Source organism: Candidatus Villigracilis sp., from assembly GCF_057083605.1.
Genome location: NZ_JBXMTI010000002.1, coordinates 1 through 18,468, shown reverse-complemented (window position 1 = coordinate 18,468; position 18,468 = coordinate 1). Strand labels below are relative to the sequence as shown.

General features: G+C 49.3%; 21 protein-coding genes, 1 tRNA gene and 1 pseudogene. 12 read left to right on the top strand and 11 right to left on the bottom strand.

The window, feature by feature from the left end; all coding sequences use genetic code 11:
* The first annotated feature begins 202 nt into the window (after positions 1-202).
* Positions 203-1,315: a M50 family metallopeptidase gene (locus tag AC14M5_RS00410; RefSeq protein ID WP_484027632.1), complete on the top strand. Its 1,113-nt coding sequence runs from the start codon at positions 203-205 to the stop codon at positions 1,313-1,315.
* Positions 1,316-1,318: 3 nt separating this feature from the next.
* Positions 1,319-2,326 (top strand): HEAT repeat domain-containing protein, encoded by a 1,008-nt coding sequence (locus AC14M5_RS00405; protein WP_484027631.1) that lies wholly within the window; start codon positions 1,319-1,321, stop codon positions 2,324-2,326.
* A gap of 128 nt (positions 2,327-2,454) precedes the next feature.
* Here AC14M5_RS00405 and AC14M5_RS00400 read toward each other — a convergent pair.
* Positions 2,455-2,526, bottom strand: a tRNA-Lys gene (locus AC14M5_RS00400).
* A gap of 95 nt (positions 2,527-2,621) precedes the next feature.
* Here AC14M5_RS00400 and trxA point away from each other — a divergent pair.
* From trxA to AC14M5_RS00360, 8 genes are all read left to right on the top strand, one after another.
* Entirely contained in the window at positions 2,622-2,945 is a 324-nt protein-coding gene (gene trxA / locus AC14M5_RS00395) for a thioredoxin (RefSeq protein ID WP_484027630.1), read from the top strand.
* A gap of 125 nt (positions 2,946-3,070) precedes the next feature.
* On the top strand, positions 3,071-3,643 hold the full coding sequence (infC, locus tag AC14M5_RS00390) for a translation initiation factor IF-3 (RefSeq protein WP_484027659.1): 573 nt from the start codon (positions 3,071-3,073) through the stop codon (positions 3,641-3,643).
* Positions 3,644-3,738: 95 nt separating this feature from the next.
* Positions 3,739-3,972 carry a large ribosomal subunit protein bL35 gene (locus tag AC14M5_RS00385; RefSeq protein ID WP_484027629.1) on the top strand — a complete coding sequence of 78 codons (234 nt, stop codon included), beginning with the start codon at positions 3,739-3,741 and terminating at the stop codon, positions 3,970-3,972.
* 94 nt (positions 3,973-4,066) lie between these two features.
* Positions 4,067-4,408, top strand: a complete 342-nt coding sequence (gene rplT / locus AC14M5_RS00380) for a 50S ribosomal protein L20 (protein ID WP_484027628.1) — start codon at positions 4,067-4,069, stop codon at positions 4,406-4,408.
* Between the two features lie 59 nt (positions 4,409-4,467).
* The gene (locus AC14M5_RS00375) at positions 4,468-5,037 is read left to right on the top strand and encodes a macro domain-containing protein (protein WP_484027627.1); all 570 of its coding nucleotides are present in this window, start codon (positions 4,468-4,470) and stop codon (positions 5,035-5,037) included.
* Positions 5,038-5,055: 18 nt separating this feature from the next.
* Positions 5,056-5,922 carry a TrmH family RNA methyltransferase gene (locus AC14M5_RS00370; protein WP_484027626.1) on the top strand — a complete coding sequence of 289 codons (867 nt, stop codon included), beginning with the start codon at positions 5,056-5,058 and terminating at the stop codon, positions 5,920-5,922.
* A 28-nt stretch (positions 5,923-5,950) separates the two neighbouring features.
* Positions 5,951-7,234 (top strand): DUF711 family protein, encoded by a 1,284-nt coding sequence (locus tag AC14M5_RS00365; protein WP_484027625.1) that lies wholly within the window; start codon positions 5,951-5,953, stop codon positions 7,232-7,234.
* The gene (locus AC14M5_RS00360; protein WP_484027624.1) at positions 7,231-7,752 is read left to right on the top strand and encodes an HXXEE domain-containing protein; all 522 of its coding nucleotides are present in this window, start codon (positions 7,231-7,233) and stop codon (positions 7,750-7,752) included. The genes AC14M5_RS00365 and AC14M5_RS00360 overlap by 4 nt, the downstream gene beginning before the upstream one ends.
* 12 nt (positions 7,753-7,764) lie before the next feature.
* Here AC14M5_RS00360 and AC14M5_RS00355 read toward each other — a convergent pair whose 3' ends face one another.
* Genes AC14M5_RS00355 through AC14M5_RS00340 form a run of 4 tightly spaced genes read right to left on the bottom strand, consistent with a single transcriptional unit; the run spans position 7,765 to position 10,016 of the window.
* Positions 7,765-8,529: a GNAT family N-acetyltransferase gene (locus AC14M5_RS00355; protein WP_484027623.1), complete on the bottom strand. Its 765-nt coding sequence runs from the start codon at positions 8,527-8,529 to the stop codon at positions 7,765-7,767.
* Positions 8,526-9,083 carry a DUF2087 domain-containing protein gene (locus AC14M5_RS00350; protein ID WP_484027622.1) on the bottom strand — a complete coding sequence of 186 codons (558 nt, stop codon included), beginning with the start codon at positions 9,081-9,083 and terminating at the stop codon, positions 8,526-8,528. Before AC14M5_RS00350 ends, AC14M5_RS00355 begins: the two co-directional genes overlap by 4 nt.
* A gap of 31 nt (positions 9,084-9,114) precedes the next feature.
* Positions 9,115-9,489 carry a GIY-YIG nuclease family protein gene (locus AC14M5_RS00345; protein WP_484027621.1) on the bottom strand — a complete coding sequence of 125 codons (375 nt, stop codon included), beginning with the start codon at positions 9,487-9,489 and terminating at the stop codon, positions 9,115-9,117.
* Entirely contained in the window at positions 9,486-10,016 is a 531-nt protein-coding gene (locus AC14M5_RS00340) for a DUF2087 domain-containing protein (protein ID WP_484027658.1), read from the bottom strand. Before AC14M5_RS00340 ends, AC14M5_RS00345 begins: the two co-directional genes overlap by 4 nt.
* Positions 10,017-10,238: 222 nt before the next feature.
* Between AC14M5_RS00340 and AC14M5_RS00335 the strand changes: the two genes are divergently transcribed.
* The gene (locus tag AC14M5_RS00335) at positions 10,239-11,159 is read left to right on the top strand and encodes a branched-chain amino acid transaminase (RefSeq protein ID WP_484027620.1); all 921 of its coding nucleotides are present in this window, start codon (positions 10,239-10,241) and stop codon (positions 11,157-11,159) included.
* 57 nt (positions 11,160-11,216) lie between these two features.
* On the opposite strand, the gene AC14M5_RS00330 is transcribed toward AC14M5_RS00335, so the two are convergent.
* The 6 genes from AC14M5_RS00330 to AC14M5_RS00305 form a co-directional block, all read right to left on the bottom strand.
* Entirely contained in the window at positions 11,217-11,948 is a 732-nt protein-coding gene (locus AC14M5_RS00330; protein WP_484027619.1) for a hypothetical protein, read from the bottom strand.
* Positions 11,949-12,118: 170 nt separating this feature from the next.
* Positions 12,119-13,060 (bottom strand): peptidylprolyl isomerase, encoded by a 942-nt coding sequence (locus AC14M5_RS00325; protein ID WP_484027618.1) that lies wholly within the window; start codon positions 13,058-13,060, stop codon positions 12,119-12,121.
* A 129-nt stretch (positions 13,061-13,189) separates the two neighbouring features.
* On the bottom strand, positions 13,190-14,851 hold the full coding sequence (gene groL / locus AC14M5_RS00320; RefSeq protein WP_484027617.1) for a chaperonin GroEL: 1,662 nt from the start codon (positions 14,849-14,851) through the stop codon (positions 13,190-13,192).
* 72 nt (positions 14,852-14,923) lie between these two features.
* Entirely contained in the window at positions 14,924-15,211 is a 288-nt protein-coding gene (groES, locus tag AC14M5_RS00315; RefSeq protein ID WP_484027657.1) for a co-chaperone GroES, read from the bottom strand.
* 209 nt (positions 15,212-15,420) lie between these two features.
* Complete coding sequence (locus AC14M5_RS00310) at positions 15,421-16,881, bottom strand: tetratricopeptide repeat protein (RefSeq protein WP_484027616.1); 1,461 nt, start codon at positions 16,879-16,881, stop codon at positions 15,421-15,423.
* Positions 16,878-18,134 (bottom strand): tetratricopeptide repeat protein, encoded by a 1,257-nt coding sequence (locus AC14M5_RS00305; RefSeq protein WP_484027615.1) that lies wholly within the window; start codon positions 18,132-18,134, stop codon positions 16,878-16,880. The genes AC14M5_RS00310 and AC14M5_RS00305 overlap by 4 nt, the downstream gene beginning before the upstream one ends.
* Before the next feature lie 111 nt (positions 18,135-18,245).
* Between AC14M5_RS00305 and AC14M5_RS00300 the strand changes: the two are divergent.
* Positions 18,246-18,468, top strand: a pseudogene (locus AC14M5_RS00300) (tRNA (guanosine(37)-N1)-methyltransferase TrmD); the annotation flags it as partial.

Below are 18,468 nucleotides of genomic sequence, written 5' to 3'. Positions count from 1 at the left end.
GGATGAAGAGAATGCTTTTCGTAACAGAATCAGCTTTCAGCGGGGAAAGCAGCGCGGCACTTCGTCTAATAAAAGATTAACTTCTTTCAATCCATTTGAAGATATAATCCCCATCCTCGAAAGTAGACTTCGGAAGTCTTTTATTGGTTCCAAGTCTTAATGATTTCAAACAGGCTTCTGAAGTCTGAATTAAGGATAAAACATGGTATCTGGTTTTGTAACTTTACTTATCTTCCTGTTTGCGCTGGGTGGGATGATATTTGTGCACGAATTGGGGCACTTTATTGCCGCGCGTTGGGCAAAGATCGAGGTAGAGGAATTCGGCTTCGGCCTGCCATCTTATAAAATTGCAACGCTCTTCACATGGCAGGGGACGGAGTTTACGATCCATGCTTTGCCGTTGGGCGGATTCATTCGGCCCAAAGGCGAGAACGACCCCAATGTGCCAGGTGGACTCGCATCCGCCAACCCGTGGAAGCGATTGGTTGTATTATTCGCGGGGCCACTCATGAATCTTATAACAGCGGTTGTGGTGTTTGCATTTCTGATCGCATCTTCGGGCGTGCCAATTCCTGGCTCGATCAAGATCGAATCCGTCACCGATAATTCACCTGCACAACAGGCAAACATTCAACCTGGCGATATCCTGCTTGCCATCAATGGCATACGTGTCACTGAGGTGGAGCCCGCCATTGATATCATTCAAGATAACCTTGATAAGTCTGTTGAGTTATTGATCGAACGCAACGGCGAAGAAATCACCCTCACTGCCACTCCGCTTTCCAGCAGAAAGAAAAGCGAAGGCGCACTTGGCGTTGGGCTCGGGTATCCAACACGCCCGGCAACATTTGTTGAAAGTGTTACAGGCGGATTTACAATCACGGGCATTCAGGCCGCCACCATTGCGTATCTTCCCATTGCGCTGATCCGCGGCGCAATCGCTCCCGAAGATGCACGTTTCATCGGCTTCAAAGGCATCTTCGATATGTTCGATGTGGCCGTGGAGGAGGATGTCTCCAGCCGACAGGAAGTTGAATCGGCTCCGTCAAGTTCCAGCACACCCAGACCCACAAACTGGACTCTCAACCTGATCGGCGTGTTGAGCATATCTCTTGGCGTGCTCAACCTCTTCCCCATCCCCGCTCTCGATGGCGGACGCATCCTATTTACACTTCCTGAAATCCTTTTCCACAAACGCATCCCGCCTGAATGGGAAAACATGGTCAATGGCATTGCCATGCTTCTGCTCATCAGCTTGATGCTCTTTGTCAACGTGATGGATTTCGTCAACCCCGCCCAAATACCCACGCCATAATCAATGTCTGAAACTATTACCTTCCAATCCGTGCTCGATCATCTGCTGGATTCCAAAAAGGATATTCCGCAAAGCCACCTCCAGCATTATTCCGATCTGGATCCAAAATCCATGCGGCTTTTTATGGATGTGTGGCCCAGCGTCAAACCTAACCGAAAACTGCTCCTGCTTAGTGAGCTTTTAAAACACCTTGACTCAGACAACCTCGTCTCTTATGAAGAGATTGGTAAAGCGCTTCTGAACGATGCGGATAGAGAAGTCCGCGCTTTGGCGCTTGGATTGCTGGCCGAATCAAACGACCCGAAACTTGTTGACACATTAATTAACATTTTCCTCAACGACGTAGACCTCGCTCCGCGCATGGAGGCCGCGAGCCTGCTGGGTGAGTTCGTCCTGCTGGGCGAACTGGAAGAACTGGAAGAAGAGCTTCAACGCAAGATAGAAGATGCGCTGATCTCCGTCATCCGCGGAGAAGATAATCCTGCCCTGCGGAAACGTGCGCTTGAATCATTCGGCTATTCCTCGCGGGATGAAATGGTCAATATCATTGAATCCGCTTTTCAACGCGCAGATCCAGCCTGGGTAGCCAGCGCTTTACGCGCCATGGGCCGCTCGCATGATAACCGCTGGAATGATGATGTAGTCAGCAAGCTACTAGATGAAGACCCACGCATCCGCTTTGCGGCCGCTGAAGCCGCAGGCGAACTCAGCATTGAAGAAGCGGGCCCCGTCATGCTGCAAATGCTGGAAGACGAAGAAGAGGACGATGACGTCATCACCGCCGCGATCTGGTCGCTTTCACAGATCGGCGGTGACGATGCGCGCATTTATATCGTCAATTTGATCGAGAGCACCGAAGACGAAGACCTCACAGCTTTTCTTGAGGACGCCCTCGAAAACCTGGACTTCAATGAAGAGTTGGACAAATTCGATCTCCTGTCACTCGATGAAGATGATCTCGAGGATTTGGATGAAGTTGAGTTTGAAGAGGATGAGGAAGAAGATAAATAACTGATCAGCCACAAGGCTCACCGCACTTGCGCCGCGCGCCAGTGCGGTGAGAGCGCCAAGAAATAAAATCTTCGCGAACTTTGCGCTCTTAGCGGTAATAAAAAAGTCCTCCATTTGGAGGACTTTTGTGAGCGCGGAGGGACTCGAACCCTCAACAAACGGCTTAAAAGGCCGCTGCTCTGCCATTGAGCTACGCGCCCATTACCAAGGCGGATTGCATTCTATCACGGCAAAATACTGGCGTCAACGTAATAATGGCGATCAACGCGGCGTCTGTGAATTCGGAGGCAAAAAAATGACAGACGTAAAATATGTAACCGAATCAGATTTTCAAGCTGAAGTTATCGGCGCGGAATTGCCCGTGCTTGTGGATTTCACAGCCGCATGGTGCCAGCCATGCAAAATGATCGAACCCATCGTGAAGCAGCTCGCTGGCGAATGGGAGGGCAAGGTCAAGGTCGTAAAACTTGACGCAGACTTGAACCCAAACATCATGATGCAATATGGCGTGATGGGAATCCCAACTTTAATGCTTTTCAAAGGCGGCCAGATCAAGGAACGTATGACGGGGTATCAGCCAAAGGAAAAATTGGCAGCCAAAGTCACCCCGCATGTGTGACAAATAGAGCCGAGCGAACTCGGCTCTTATTTATTGACGACTCACCCGCCTTCATGGTATTATTCGCCCGCTAAAAAACCAGCCAAAAGCTGGGTTTGTTTTATGTATAACATGAGGAGAAACACATAAGCGCTAATGAATTTCGAGTAAATGAGGGCATCCGCGTCGCGGAGGTTCGTCTAATCGGTCCAGACGGCGGTAACGTCGGCGTTGTGCCGATCCGCCAGGCCCTGCAAATCGCCCGTGATGCTGAGATGGATTTGGTTGAAGTCTCGCCCGGTGCCACTCCCCCAGTTTGCCGCGTAATGGATTTTGGTAAATTCATTTACGAAAAGGCAAAGAAGGAACGTGAGGCCAAAAAGGCCCAAACCAAGATCGAAATTAAAGAAATCCGCCTGCGTCCTAAAACGAATGAAGCGCATCGCGGCTTCAAAGTAGATGATGCACGCCGCTGGCTCGGACAGGGACACAAAGTACGTGTGACCGTCAAGTTCCGTGGCCGCGAAATGGATTACCCTGAGATCGCGCTTGAAGACTTGAAAGAGATCGCCCAGGAACTTTCTGATGTCGCTACGATCGAAGTCCCGCCGCAAATGGAAGGGCGCACAATGCTCGTAGTACTTGTCCCTGCCAAGGCTGCGGCAAAAAAGAAAGAGAAAACCGAACAGGCTGAGGTCAAGAACGAAGCGGAAGCCTGAGAGTTGTGTAATGCCCCTAAAGATGTTGATCGTCCGCGGGATACTTCGTAAAAAATATCCTGCGGTTAATTTTGTCTGAAAGGAGAAAACCAGCAATGCCTCGCAAAGCAAAAAAGTCTGGAAAATTAAAGCTGAAGACCCATAAAGCGACATCCAAGAGATTTCGCCTGACCGGCTCCGGCATACTTGTGCGAACCAAAGGTGGCAAAAGCCATTTGCGCCGCCGCACTTCCGACCGCACAAAAGCGTTATTGAGCGAAATGGTTCCCGTAAAGGGACGCAAGTACATCAAACGCATCAAGCGCCTTGCTCCAAACATGGAAGGCTAACCTTCCGGTATTTGTCAATTTTTATTTGCGGCTTACGGGTGTGCGCAACTGGTGATAGCTCACCGACGCCCGCGAGTTTGCAGGAGGTAAAGATATGCGCGTAAAAGGAGGCCCGCAAGGGCATCTACGTCACAAGAAAATTTTGAAGATCACGAAGGGCCAGCGCGGCTCGAAGCATCTTTTGTTCAAACGAGCGAACGAAGCCATGCTCAAAAGCCTGTGGTATGCCACCCGTGATCGCCGTGTGCGCAAGCGCGATCTGCGAAAGTTGTGGATCGCCCGCATCAACGCCGCGGCCCGCTTGAACGGCACGACATACAGCAAGCTCGTGTCTGCACTCAAGAAAGCGAATATCGAGCTCAATCGCAAGATGCTGGCCGATATCGCGGTACGAAATCCGCAAGCCTTCGCTGCGGTAGTGGCAAAAACGAAGTAACCCGTAGGGGCACAGCGTCGCTGTGCCCCTACAATTTTTAATGGGGGTAAAATAGAAAAATGAATTCCGCTTTGGTTGAACGAATTTTATCGACAGGTCAAACCCTTCAAATCGTGCAAGGTGATATTACAACTGAAGAAGTGGATGCCATTGTCAACGCGGCGAATGAACAATTGCAGCATGGCGGTGGTGTGGCTTGGGCGATATCAAAACGAGGTGGGGCGACCGTGCAAAAAGAAAGCGATGAATGGATCCGTAAGCATGGCCCTGTCACCCACTCGCATCCTGCGTGGACCTCAGGCGGGCTCCTGCCTGCGAAATACATCATCCATGCGGTGGGCCCTGTCTGGGCAGATGATGGCTCAGATGATGCAAAGCTCGCATCTGCGGTGACAGGTTCCCTGCGTGTGGCAGACGAATTGAAATGCAAGTCAATTTCCATGCCAGCCATTTCAACAGGCATCTTTGGTTTTCCAAAAGATCGCGCGGCAGGGATTATTCTAAAATCCATCAATACCTATTTTGAAGCAAAGAGTGATTCGGTTACAGAACTTGTCCGTATCGTTTTGTTTGACGATCCAACCGTTAAAGTTTTTCTTGATGTTTGGGGTTCTACTACTCGCAATTGATCTATTTCATCCTTTCCCATGATCACATCCAATCAAAACTCAAAGATTAAATCAGTGCGTGCATTGCTTGGGCGTGCAAAGGAACGCCGTGAGGCTGGCGCGTTCGTTGTGGAAGGTGTACGGCTAGTGGAGGAAGCGGCAAATAGAGACTGGAAATTTGAGACTGCACTTTATGACGATTCATTGAATGAGCGGGGAAAGTTGCTGGTTGAAAGCCTGAAATCACGCGGTATCGAAATGGAAGAAGTCTCGCAGAGTGTGATGAAATCCCTGAGCGACACAGAATCTCCGCAGGGAATTCTCGCAGTTCTCCAATTCTCCCAATTACTAATCCCCAATCACCCAGATTTTATCCTCATCCCCGACCAGATCCGTGACCCGGGCAATCTCGGTACATTGCTCCGTTCTGCCACAGCGACAGGGGTGCAGGCTGTCTTAATCCCACCTGAAACGACGGATGCATTTGCACCAAAGGTTCTCCGCTCTGGGATGGGCGCGCATTTCAAATTACCAATTCAATCGATGAGTTGGGATGAGATAAGCCATTTCATAGCTGGAAGTGCGTCGCACCTTACTATACAGGATGATTCAAATCGAGGAGATTCTGCTCATTTAGAGGAAAGAGTCCACCCGTCAGGTGCGACGCACCCTCGCCTGCAGGTTTTCCTGGCGGATATGAATGGTCAATCATGCTGGGACACTGACTTACGCCAGCCTGTTGCATTGATCGTCGGAAGTGAAGCCGAAGGCGCAACCGAGTCCGCGCGGAAGTTGGCAAGTCAGAAGATCAGCATTCCTATGTCAGGGATGATGGAGTCACTGAATGCAGGCGTGGCTGGGTCGGTATTGATGTTTGAAGTGACAAGACAACGTTCTCACGTTTGAACGTTCAAGCGTTTCAACGAGGAAAATAATGAAAATCCGATCAATCACCTATTTCTGCAATCCCAAATTTCCGCTCGAAGAAAAGATCCTGCAAGACGCAGGCGAATTTTTATCCAAGGCGAAAGCGGCGTATGAAGCCGCGGGCTATGAAGTGCAGACGGTGCGCCTGGCGACGATCCCATTTCCAAAATTATTAAGTAGTAACGACTTTAGTCATTCTGGGGCGACTGAAGTCGCCACTACGAAGGCATTGAATGAATTGCCCAAATTTTCAAATCAACTTGCGAAGGCTATTCAGGATGTGGGGATTGCATACGCGTCATTAGGGCCTGCATTGCCTGAGTTTCCACGCAGTTATGAGGTTATTCCTGAGGCGATAGCTGCCAGCGAAAACATCTTTTTCAGCGGCGCTATGACAGGAAATACAGACAGCAAGCTGTCCGAGTCCAGAATTTATATGGCAGCAGTTAAGGCCTGTGTGGAAGTCATCGTCAAATGTGCACCTATTGACCCGAATGGATTTGCAAACTTGAGGTTTGCTGCACTGGCGAACGTCAATGCAGGTGCGCCATTTTTTCCTGCTGCATATCACAACGATGATCAACCCGCATTTGCAATTGCGGTGGAGTCTGCTGATGTGGCGGTGAATGCTTTTGCGGAGCAATCAACTTTGGACGAGGGGCGAAGCGCTCTCATTTCCGAAATAACCAAACATGGTCAGGCTATCTCAGGTGTTGCACAATCTCTAATATCCAATCTCGAATTCCCAAAATTTCTCGGCATTGATTTTTCCCTCGCCCCCTTCCCCGATGATGCGCATTCGCTTGGCAACGCGGTTGAGAAAATGGGCGTGCAAAAAATTGGATTGCATGGCTCGCTTGCGTCTGCCGCGATTCTCACTGAGGCCATCGAACGCGCGGATTTTCCTCACATTGGTTTCAACGGTTTCATGCAGCCCGTGTTGGAAGATACCGTCCTTGCGAAACGCGCGGCGGAGGGAACGCTTACCATAAAAGATGCTCTGCTTTATTCTGCTGTCTGCGGTACGGGGCTGGATACAATTCCGCTGCCAGGCGATTCAACTGCGGATCAAATCACCCCGCTTCTGCTTGACCTGTGTGCTCTTGCGCTTCGATTGGACAAACCGCTCACCGCGCGGCTGATGCCTGTTCCCGGTAAACGGGCTGGTGATTCCACTGAATTCGACTTCGCCTTCTTTGCCAACAGCAAGGTGATGAAGCTGGAAAGCGAAAGTTTATCAGGCGCCCTTTCAGGGGGCGATATCATCCAACTTTCAGCTAGGAAAAAATGATCTTTCTTGATTCCATCCCATTCAACCGACTGCTCTGGTTCGTCCCATTCTTCTTCATGCTTCATAATATAGAAGAAGCCCCGTTCATGGAGAACTGGTCAAAACGATTGCCGCTAAAAGCGCACCCTCTTGTTTCTACAAAACAATTTGTAATTGCGGTGACTCTTCTCACGTTGGGCGGGTTTATTTTGACATTTCTCGGCTTGGAAATTTTGTCGCAGCCAATCGGATATTTGCTCGTTTTGGGAATTCAAATGACACTGACTTTCAATGCTTTCGTGCCGCATTTGTTCTCAACAATCCGCTTCCGTCTTTACAGCCCCGGGGTCGTCTCCGCTTTATTGATCACCCTGCCCTTTTCGTTTTATCTCTTCCGTCGCGCACTGACAGAAAACCTGATCACATGGGTTCAGTTTTGGGTTCTGCTGGGGATCGCCCCTTTTGCCATGGTTTTATTTGCTTTTATATCGTTACAAGCGGGGAAGTTTCTGGAATTGAAGAAGCGGTTATGGAAATAGCTGCTTCTGAGTTTAAAGTTTCAGATAATACGCCTGATACTTTCCGGTTGAAATATACCCCAATTTTTCGGCCAGCCTGCTGGATTCAAGATTCGCCGCATCCCAGTGAGCATCCATATTATTTTCCAGACACCACTTGATCAAATTTGCAGAAAGAGCGGTTGCCATTCCCTGCCGCCGATGGTTTTCCGAAACAAACAGGCTTATTTCAATTCCCTGATTACAGACCAGAGATGAATAGGCTGCTCCGATAATTTCTCCGTTTTTCTCAGCATAATATCCAATGCCGCGTTCCATGAAATCAGATGGGGAATCAAAATCAGCGATATCAATAAAATGATTCTGCCCCCATATCTTTTCCAGTAGGGCAATATCCATTTGCTTAATGTTGTGGGTGGAATTCTGGCAAAATTGTTGCAAATTTTCAAGGGATATATTCTTCGATGAAAAGCTGTAACGGTCAAAAGCAACAAGGCTTTCTCCGTATAATTTCCTGCATTCTTCGACCCATCCAGTGGAAGATGACATAAACAGGTTGTAAGGCTTAATATCCTTCAGCATCACCTGCCCACCTTCTCCAAAAGCGTTTCCAGCAAAATAGAAGAACGGCCCAATCTGTATCTTATAGGCAGACGGGTTTACCGCATCATCTACATAGGCTTTTCCCATCTGGTCCTCAAGCACACATTCGATTGAAATATCCACGCGAGGCACATTTCTGAATGCTTTTGCCAGATTAATGCGATTGGCTTTTGTGAGTGGATATTCTGCGATCATGTTTCTCTCCAGTATTCCCCACCGCCACCTTCGCGTTTCATCAATTTAAATCCCACCAATTCGCGCCGCAGGGATGCAGTGTCTTCGTGATAGCTGCTTAAGATTTCATTGACCTGTTTCTCGCTGTAACGTTTACCGACCTTGAAAGCCCTGGCCACATAGCGTAGTACGGCCTCCAATTTTTTGCGTTGAGCAGGGATGGTTTTCAGACTTCCGTCCTTGCGAACGTAATCCTTGACCACTTTATTGTCATAGGCATCCGCATCCACATCCGCGACAGAGGCGGCGAGATTCTCCTGCGAGAAGATGTTGCGGGATTTGAGTTCCAGCGCTTTTTCATCTAGCTGATAGACGTTGTAATAACTTTCTGTCTTCGCGCTGACCAAACCAACCTGCGACAGTTTTGAAAGATGGTGCGAAACTGTGGATGCCTTGAGATTTAACAGCGCGGCGAGTTCCTCCACACTATAAGGTTGCTGGGCAAGCAAGCCAATGATCTTCAGACGGTTCGCGTCTGAGAGGGCTTTGAAGAAAGTAACAAGTTCGTCGCTCATGCTAATTGACCGTCGTATGAGGTTTTCGGCATCAAGCCTCGCGAATATTTGCGTTGAGGTTGTAACCCCGCTCGTCAAAAGGCTGAAGCGCCTCTAGCCAGATCATCTCCAATAATATCAATTCGTCTTTGAGGTTAAAGTTTGGGTCATCTTTGAACTTCACCTCTTCCAGGATTTCAAAGATAAAATTATCAGGGCCTAATTCATCCCAGTCTTTTTGGAGTGCTTTATTGGTATGGCTTCCGATTTTGAGCATGAACCTGTGACGGTTCAACGGCCCTTCAAGGTTCAGGCTGCTTCCGAGCAGAACCTTGCCATTCACAGTATTTTTTACCTGATAGACACCAGCGGGTTTCACTCTTTCTTTATATTCCCTGTTAATATCTTTTCTTGTTTTTATATTCATTTGACTCTCCAATATCGCGAACCGTCGCTTTCACGGGCTAACGGACCTGCTTCCACCAGGTCGCGGCGCAGACCGGCTGTATCTTCGTTGAAAGGCCGCAAAATCGTATTGATTTCCTTCTCTGTGTAGTTTTTATCAAATTCAAAGAATGGAATTAGATAATCCAGGATCACGCGCAGCTTTGCAGGCTGGAGCGGCACTTGCTTTATGCTGCCGTCCGCATTGAGGTGAGCTTTCAGCACCTTTTTAGATTTCTCATCCAAATGTTCCGCGGGAACATAAGACGGGCGCACCTCTGCCAGTTTTTCTTTTGCAAGCACCGCAAGTTTGTCATTGTTGAGGGTGTATACGCCATCTGTCTTGGTTACAGCGCCTACAAACTCCAGGAATCCCAGATGGGTCAGCGAGTCTTTTACCGAGAGCTTGAGGCGCTCGGCGATCTCCTTGCGGGTGGCGGATTCCTGTGAGAGCAGGCCGATGATCCGCAGACGGTCTGGGTTGGACATGGCTTTTACAAAATCAAGCATTTCGTTCACTTTTCACTTCCGTAAATCTAATTCGATGAGTATCGAATTAGATTTTAGGCAGGAATCGGATTCTTGTCAAGGCGGGAATGGGCAGGCGCAGGCAAATGTCGTAGATGAAGAATCAGGCATGGGCGGAGAATGAGGCGAAGCGTCGGAATGGTGACGGGGTTGTATACGTTATAATTCCAATCCGATCAATTCAATTTAATTTTGGAGGTGTCAGTGGACCTTACGAAGCACGCTTTCTTTGAGGGAAAAATAATTCCCTTGAGCGAGGCAAAGATCAATATCGCCACGCATGGCTTTTTATATGGAACCGCCGTTTTCGGTGGGATGCGGGCTTACTGGAACGAAGAGAAGAAACGTCTCTTCGTTTTTCGTCCCTATGACCATTTCCGCCGCTTGCTAAATTCGGGGAAAATGATGGCGATGAACATTCAGTTTGATGAAGAAAGTCTGACGGAACTCACACTGGATGTTTTGCGGACGGACAAGTGGCAAGAGGATGTGTACCTGCGCCCCACTATTTACAAATCAGACCTGGGTATCGGCGTGAAGCTGCATGACTTGAAAGATGAATTTTGTTTGTTCGTGATGAAATTCGAGAAATACGTTAAGAATGACACGAATGCGCATGTGACTTTTTCCTCGTGGCGACGCATCGACGATAACGTTATCCCCGCGCGAGGCAAGGTGGCTGGCGCATATGCAAACTCGGCGCTGATCAAAACGGATGCAAACCGTGCTGGCTTTGACGAAGCCATTGTGTTGGACCAAAATGGTCATGTCTCTGAAGGTTCCGCGATGAATATCTTCATGGTGCGTGATGGTGTGTTGATCACACCGCCCGTCACAGATAATATTCTTGAAGGCATCACCCGCCGCTCGATCATTGAATTGGCGCGCAACGAGCTTGGCGTCCAAGTCGTTGAACGTTCGATTGACCGCACAGAGGTTTTTATCGCGGAAGAAATGTTCATGACGGGTACCGCCGCACAGGTTGTTGCAGTGACGAAGATTGATCACCGCCCCGTTGGTGTGGGGATGATGGGCCCGGTCACCAGCAAATTACGATCACTTTTCGATGATGTAGTCCGTGCAAAACATCCACAATATCATAATTGGAATCTGGAAGTGAAGTAAAAATCAAAAAAGTCCGTCACTGGCAAAGTGGCGGACTTTTTGGTTATAGTATGCAATTTACGGGTTTTTCTTAAATCTCACCAGCACCAGATTTTTGGAACAATCATTGAAGGTATCGATGTATACATTATCTGAGAGCGGCAAGCCAGCCTGGTCTAATATCTGGATGTACAACAGCCCCTCGGATGAGATTGGCACAGTCCCCAGGAAAAATTCATAGCCTGATTTCCCATAAGCCGGGGCAATGCTACTGACAGTTAATTCATTCTTGGATTTGCCATTATAAAAACCTACGAGACGGATCGTGATCCTGAGCATATCTGCATTATTGGCATCCACAATCGTGCCGCCCACACCCTGCCAGTTGCATCCGAGTTCAGGGTGGATGATCGTGCTGTCAATATAAGTAACAGTAGCAGAGAAGGGTGCCTTGGGCGTCTTGGTCGGTGACGGGGTAATGGACGGCGTCACCAATGAGATAAGAGTTGGAGATGCCTCCAAAGTGATAGTTGGCAGCAGAGTGGGTGTCTCAGTCACATTGGAGGGAGTAGGCGTCCACGTTGGCTCCAATTGAATGGGGGTGATCGTAGGTGTGGGAGGCAAGTTAAGATTGGATGGAACAGGTGGGAAAGGATTAAGAGCGGAGTTGGGCATCATAAAGATCGTAACAAAGTACAGGCCGATACAAGCCGCAGCGATCAGCGTGACGATACTTAACATATCCCACAACTCAAGGCGCGAGCTTTGTTTTTTTGGTGCAGGGGAACCTTCGTAGTTGTAATTGCTCATTATGCTGCTCCGAAATTAATTCTTATATTCTCTACCGTACATGAAATTATTTTTACCGCTAAGAGCGCAAAGAACGCAAAGATTTTAAGGTTGTCTTAGCGCACTTAGCGAGCTTTGCGGTGTAAATGTACGGTAGCAAATTCTTATACAAAGATCAGGGCTTCCACTCATTATGGAGCCAATACAATATCGCTATTTGCACGTTGTTCTGCAAGCCAATTCTTTAGGGCCAGTTCCTGCATGGTAAATAAAGCATCCGGGGTTAATGGATGTACGCCGCGTTCAAGTGCTTTAAAGATATGAAAGCCTGCATCGGTTGAAATGATCTCACTATACTCGCCTGCCTGCAAAGCAAAAACCGCCTCATCCGCGCCCACATCCAGCAGATAGCCGCGCGGCAGCCAGCCTAATTCTCCAAGCGTGACCGGGTCATACAATGCCGCAAGTTCATCAAAATCTGTACCGGCATTTAACTGCTCTAAAGCGGCCTGCGCATTGGCTTCATTATAGGTCAAAATCTGGCGCACATGGATTTGCTCCATGGCTGTTGGAACATCCGCAATGATTTTGTCACGCATCCATGCGGATTCAATCGAACGTTTCAATGCGACTCGAAAGGATACATCGTCATATCCGTGAGTAGACTGCCATTGGGCAACCGCATCTGCACCGCCAAGCGCCTCAATCCTGGACTGGAGGTCTGATTCTGTCAAATTGAAATTCGCTTCTCTGGCAGCTTGTGACAATAAAAACTGCGCGATCATGTCCTCCAGGACAACCTTATTCGCGTCCGCATCAGAGACAGTGTTACCACGTTCAGTTTGTGCAGCTTTATAGCGCGCAAGTTCAGCCTGGAACTCTGCGGAGGTGATGTACTCCCCATTGACAGTCGCTACCGAGGGCGGAGGAGTGGCAGTAGGAGGCTCGGGCGTAAAAGTCGGCAGTTCGGGAGTGGGCGTGCTCGAGTTTAAGAAGGAAGCGCAGGAGCTTAATCCCAAAACAAAAAACAGAATCAAAGCCAGACTTCGGAAGTCTTTTTTGATTCGTTTTGATCGGAGAATCTTGCCAGAGACTTCCGAAGTCTTATTGATGAAACGGGGTTGTGAAAACATTTGCAGAATTATACCCGCGAGCGGGCATTACATAAATTAAAAACACAGGGACACAGCGTCGCTGTGTCCCTGCAAATTTGTTTACAAAACCCTCTCCCAGCGAAGCTTGGGAGAGGGTAGGGTGAGGGCTTAGTAATCCATACCGCCCATGCCGCCAGGAGGCATGGCAGGAGCCTTGTCTTTCTCGGGCATGTCGGTGATGAGCACATCAGTGGTGAGGATCATCGCGGCGATGGAGGCGGCGTTTTCGAGAGCGCCACGAACCACCTTCACGGGGTCGATTACACCAGCTTTGATCATGTCGGTGTATTCGCCGGTGAGCACGTTGAAGCCGATGTTTGTATTCTTCTTCTCAGCAGCGGTGCGGCGGACGGTGTCGATAATGACAGAGCCATCCTGACCAGCGTTGGAAGCCAGCTTGCGAATAGGAGCTTCGAGCGCCTTCTTGACGATGTTGATGCCGACTTTGATCTCTTCGTTCTCGTCTTCAGCATGTTGCTTGGCGAGCTTATCGAGTTTGGCAGCCGCATTGATGAGGGAAATTTCACCACCAGGGACGATACCTTCCTCAACTGCGGCGCGGGCGGCAGAGAGAGCGTCTTCCACGCGGTGTTTCTTTTCCTTCATTTCAGTTTCGGTTGCTGCGCCCACGCGGATAATGGCAACACCGCCACTGAGCTTGGCGAGACGTTCCTGAAGTTTCTCCTTGTCGTAATCGCTGGTGCTCTTGTCGATCTCGATGCGGATTTCCTTGATGCGGCCTTCGATATCGCCTTTCTTGCCTTTGCCGCCAATGATGGTGGTGTTCTCTTTGTCGGAGACGACCTTCTCGGCGCGGCCAAGGTCCTGCACAGTGGCAGATTCAAGCTTGCGGCCGGTCTCTTCGGAGATAACTTGTCCACCGGTCAGCACTGCAATATCCTGCAACATAGCCTTGCGGCGGTCACCAAAGCCAGGGGCCTTGATGGCAAGCACGTTCAACATGCCGCGGATCTTGTTCAAAATGAGGGTGGCGAGGGCTTCACCGTCTACATCTTCAGAGATGATGACAAGTTCGCGCTTACCAAGCTGAACAAGTTTTTCGAGCAGAGGAACGATATCCTGTGCAGCAGAGATTTTCTTATCGTAGATCAGAACATAAGCATCGCTGATCTGGGCTTCCATCTGTTCGGCGTTGGTGATGAAATAAGGGGAGAGATAACCACGGTCGAATTGCATACCTTCGACGAATTCAGTTTCGAACTGCATCGTCTTGGATTCTTCAACAGTGATAACGCCGTCTTTACCAACCTTGTCCATCACGTCTGCGATCAATTCACCAACTTCCACATCTGCGGCAGAGTTGGTAGCCACAGAAGCAATTTCTTCGCGGGTATCGATCTTAACGGAATTCTTCTTGAGTTCAGCAACAATAGTCTCGGTGGCGAGCTCGATGCCTTTCTTGAGCAGCATCGGGTTATAGCCAGCTTCGAGAGCCTTGAGGCCTTCGTTCACGATGGCGTGAGCCAAAACGGTGGAGGTGGTTGTGCCGTCACCGGCGATGTCATTGGTCTTCTGGGCAGCTTCCTTCAAAAGCTGAGCGCCCATGTTCTCGAACGGATCGTCAAGTTCAATTTCCTTGGCAACGGAAACGCCATCGTGCGTGATGCTTGGAGAACCGAATTTGCGGTCAATTGCCACGTTGCGGCCTTTAGGGCCAAGAGTTGCAGAAACAGCTTCTGCAACGACATTCATGCCGATCTTAAGTTTGCGGCGTGCGTCTTCTGAAAATACAAGTTGTTTAGCGGCCATAATTCACTTCCTTTTTTATTTTATAGCTTGGGCGCCGTCTCGGCGCCGAGGACGGCGCCAGGAGCGACATAATTAGCCAACGATACCGAGAAGATCGCTCTCGCGCATGATAAGCAATTTCTTGCCTTCAATCTTCACTTCGGTGCCAGAGTACTTGGCGAAGAGGATCACATCGCCAACTTTCACATCCATGGCGATGCGCTCGCCCTTGTCATTACGGTCACCGGGGCCGGCAGCCAATACTTTGCCTTGCTGCGGTTTTTCCTTTGCAGTTTCAGGAAGGACGATACCGCCAGCGGTCACTTCTTCCTGCTCGATGGGTTCGACCAGCACGCGGCCACCCAAAGGTTTAAATGAGATTTTTGCCATTTCTTGCCTCCGTAAGAGTTTTGGAATTTTTGTATAAGCACACAATTAGCACTCACAGCTATCGAGTGCTAATTTCAATATTACCCATTTAAATTGGTCAAGTCAAGGGGATTGTATAAATTCTTACAAAACTCTGACGCACACCCGCCTCGGACTTAACTGTCAGTTGGTTCGGTTCGAGGGAATTTTTCCTGCCGACATCATGGTGTCGGGGTTGGCGTTATATCCATCAGCTCAGGTGTGGCTGTGGCAGGGATAATGAAGCCAGTGTCGTCCCCTGCATCAAAAGCGCAGATGGTACGCACCACTACAATATCGGCAGCGATGTTCGGGTCGTTATCATATTCCGAGGCTTCGATGATTTCCGCAACAGCCAGTGCTTCATCACAATAACTTTTCTTTGGTGTACTCAACGCCGCCAACTCAGATGCATACACATCGTAATAGTAGACTGTGCTGGCATCAAGCTCCAACCCCTCCACAACTGCTGGAGTGTCATTTGGTCCGCAGCCACCACGTCCCTCGCAAGAGGCATCTTCATCACAACCGCGCACTGCACATGCCAACGCAAGAATACCGGTCTCATAATTGCGGTTCTTGTGATACAGCACACCCAACTCACCGTAAAAAACTGCATTATCAGGCTGAAATTCAAGTGTCTTCTGCACGTTGCGAATGGCAATAAAGAACTCACCCATCTGGGAATAGGTTCTCGCAATGGAGAGATAGGGTACAGGGTCTTGCACACCCAACTGTTCGTTGATACGGGCAGTCTGCGCAAAATATTCAAGTGACTTTTCGTAAAGCTGGCGTTGAATATCCTCGTTGGGGCTTTCAAAGGCAAGGCGGCGATATCCCGCTCCCGCCCGCAGATATAAAAACGTCAGGTTTGGAGTGATGGCAATGGCGCGGTCATAAGCTTCGATGGCAAGTGAATATTCACCCAGCGATTCAAGTACATAGGCATGGACGCGATGCACATCCATCAGTGAAGAGTCGCGTTCCAGGGCCTGTTCAATATACTGCTGGGCTTGTGTCCATTTTTGTTGATCCACCAGCACCTCAGCATAAAAGGAAAGCGCAAGCGCACTGGAATTGTCCAATTGCAAAGCGCGCACCGCCTCCTGCTCAGATTTTGTCAGAAGGGCTTGTCTTTCACGATCATCCGCAATATATGATGCCTTCCAATTCAACGAAAAGGCATGCACGGCATGAGCATAGCTGTCATCAGGGTTAACTTCTACAGCCTTTTCAGCGGACTCTATCGATTCGTCCAAACGGGCAAGGATATCCTCCCGTCTAACCAGAAGCGCAGTGGAATAGGTTTGGATGCGAGATAAATCCGCCCACACTTCCACATTGTTCGGGTCCACCTTGGTGGCCTCACGATAGGCCGTAATGGCACCAGGGCTTACCTTGCCGTCCGTGCTTGTAGAATCTTCCAGCTTGCCGGCTGTAAATAATGCATCCCCTTCAATGGCATAAGATTGTGCAAAACGAGTGGGAGTTGGGGTTGGTAGAAACAGCGGCTTGACATCCCCCTGCCGTACAGCGCGGATCAGCCAAATTCCTCCAAGGATCAGGATGACCCAGAAAAACATGCGATAGACATTAGATTCATCGCGGCGTCGAAAGATATTGCGTTTTTGGTAAATGTTCATGGTGTGGGCGTAGGCTCAGCCGTCGAGACTGAATCAGGCTCAGGCGAAGCAGGGAGCGGAGTCACCGAGAGGTTTTCCTGGCAGCGGCTGTTAATCGCGTTGGCATTCTCCACTGCCAGCTCATCCGATGGGACGCGCGAAATGATCAGTTGTGAAATCTTCAAAGCTTCGCCACATTGATTCAGGCGCGCAAGTGCGAGACCATACGTAAAATAATATTCTGCAATACGAGGGTTCGGAGTAAGATCAATTGCATTAAGTTGAACGCCATCTTCCGTAAACCCGCCGTTGACGACATATTTAAATTGCTCAACCGCTTCGGGCCAGTATGAGTTGCGATAGTACATCACGCCCAGGTTGCCGCGCAGGTTTGAATCCGCAGGGCTATCCGCCACAGCCGATTCAGCGTACTGCATGGCTTTGCCGTATTCACCAATGGTGGCGTAGGTGCGGGACATATAAAGATCGGGCAGGGGATTTTCAGGGTTAAGGGCGTTCGCTCGCGTGAAGGATTCCACGGCTTTATCATAAATTCCGAGAACGCGGTAATTACTGCCAATGAAAAGATGCAAATCTGCGATATTGGGATTAATCGCAATGGCGGCTTCATATTCGCGAATGGCTTCTTCGTAATTTGCTGTAGCTTCGAGCACGATACCGCGTGCACGATGGGTTTCCAAAGTATCCGGGGCAAGTGCAATAGCCACCTTGGACTCCTCAATGGCTTTCTCCACGCTTTCAAAGGAACCAACGTCGTTATAAAAAGAGTCCACGAGGATCTCGACATAATACGCGTGAGCCAGCGCATTATTGGGGTCCAATTCCAAGGCTCGTCCTATATCATCCTCAGCCTCAACGTACTGGCCTTGAAAACCAAGCGCCCAGGCACGCACAGCAAAGGCCATGGAATTGGTTGGGTTAAGCAGCAGCGCATCTTCCGCGCTGGTCTGCGCTTCCTCATACTGACCTGCAAATACAAGCGTGCGCGCCAGCATAATATAAACAGCAGGGTCATCCGGGCGCGATGAAATTGCCTGGCGATAGGATTCAATGGCAGGGATCAACTTGCCTTCCTTGAACAAGTCATCCGCTTTAACGATAAAAGCCTCTGGCGCAAGGGTTGGGGTTGGTGAAGATACTCCGATGGGGGTTTGATTCGGGAGGATGAACCGATTGACATATGAGCCGCCCAACACAAGCAGACACAACACAATAATTCGGAACCAGTTTGGCCTTTTCCGCCTGCGGTTCATACTCCATTTACTTCCTTTTAAATACATGAATTGATATTACCATTCGCAGGAAAGCATCGTCAAGCGAGGCACTAATCTCTAATTTGCTTCTTATTATGCTAAAATCTCATAATGCAATTCGAGGTCTTTACCCTCCTGCCCGAAGTATTCCGTCCTTATCTTGAATCCAGCGTCCTTCAGCGCGCCCGCCAGCGGGGACTCATCGATGTGCGTGTTCATGACATCCGTGCTTACACGCACGATAAGCATCATACGACCGATGATACTCCCTACGGAGGTGGGGGTGGGATGGTGATGAAACCGGAGCCCGTATTCGAAGCAGTGGAATCCGTGC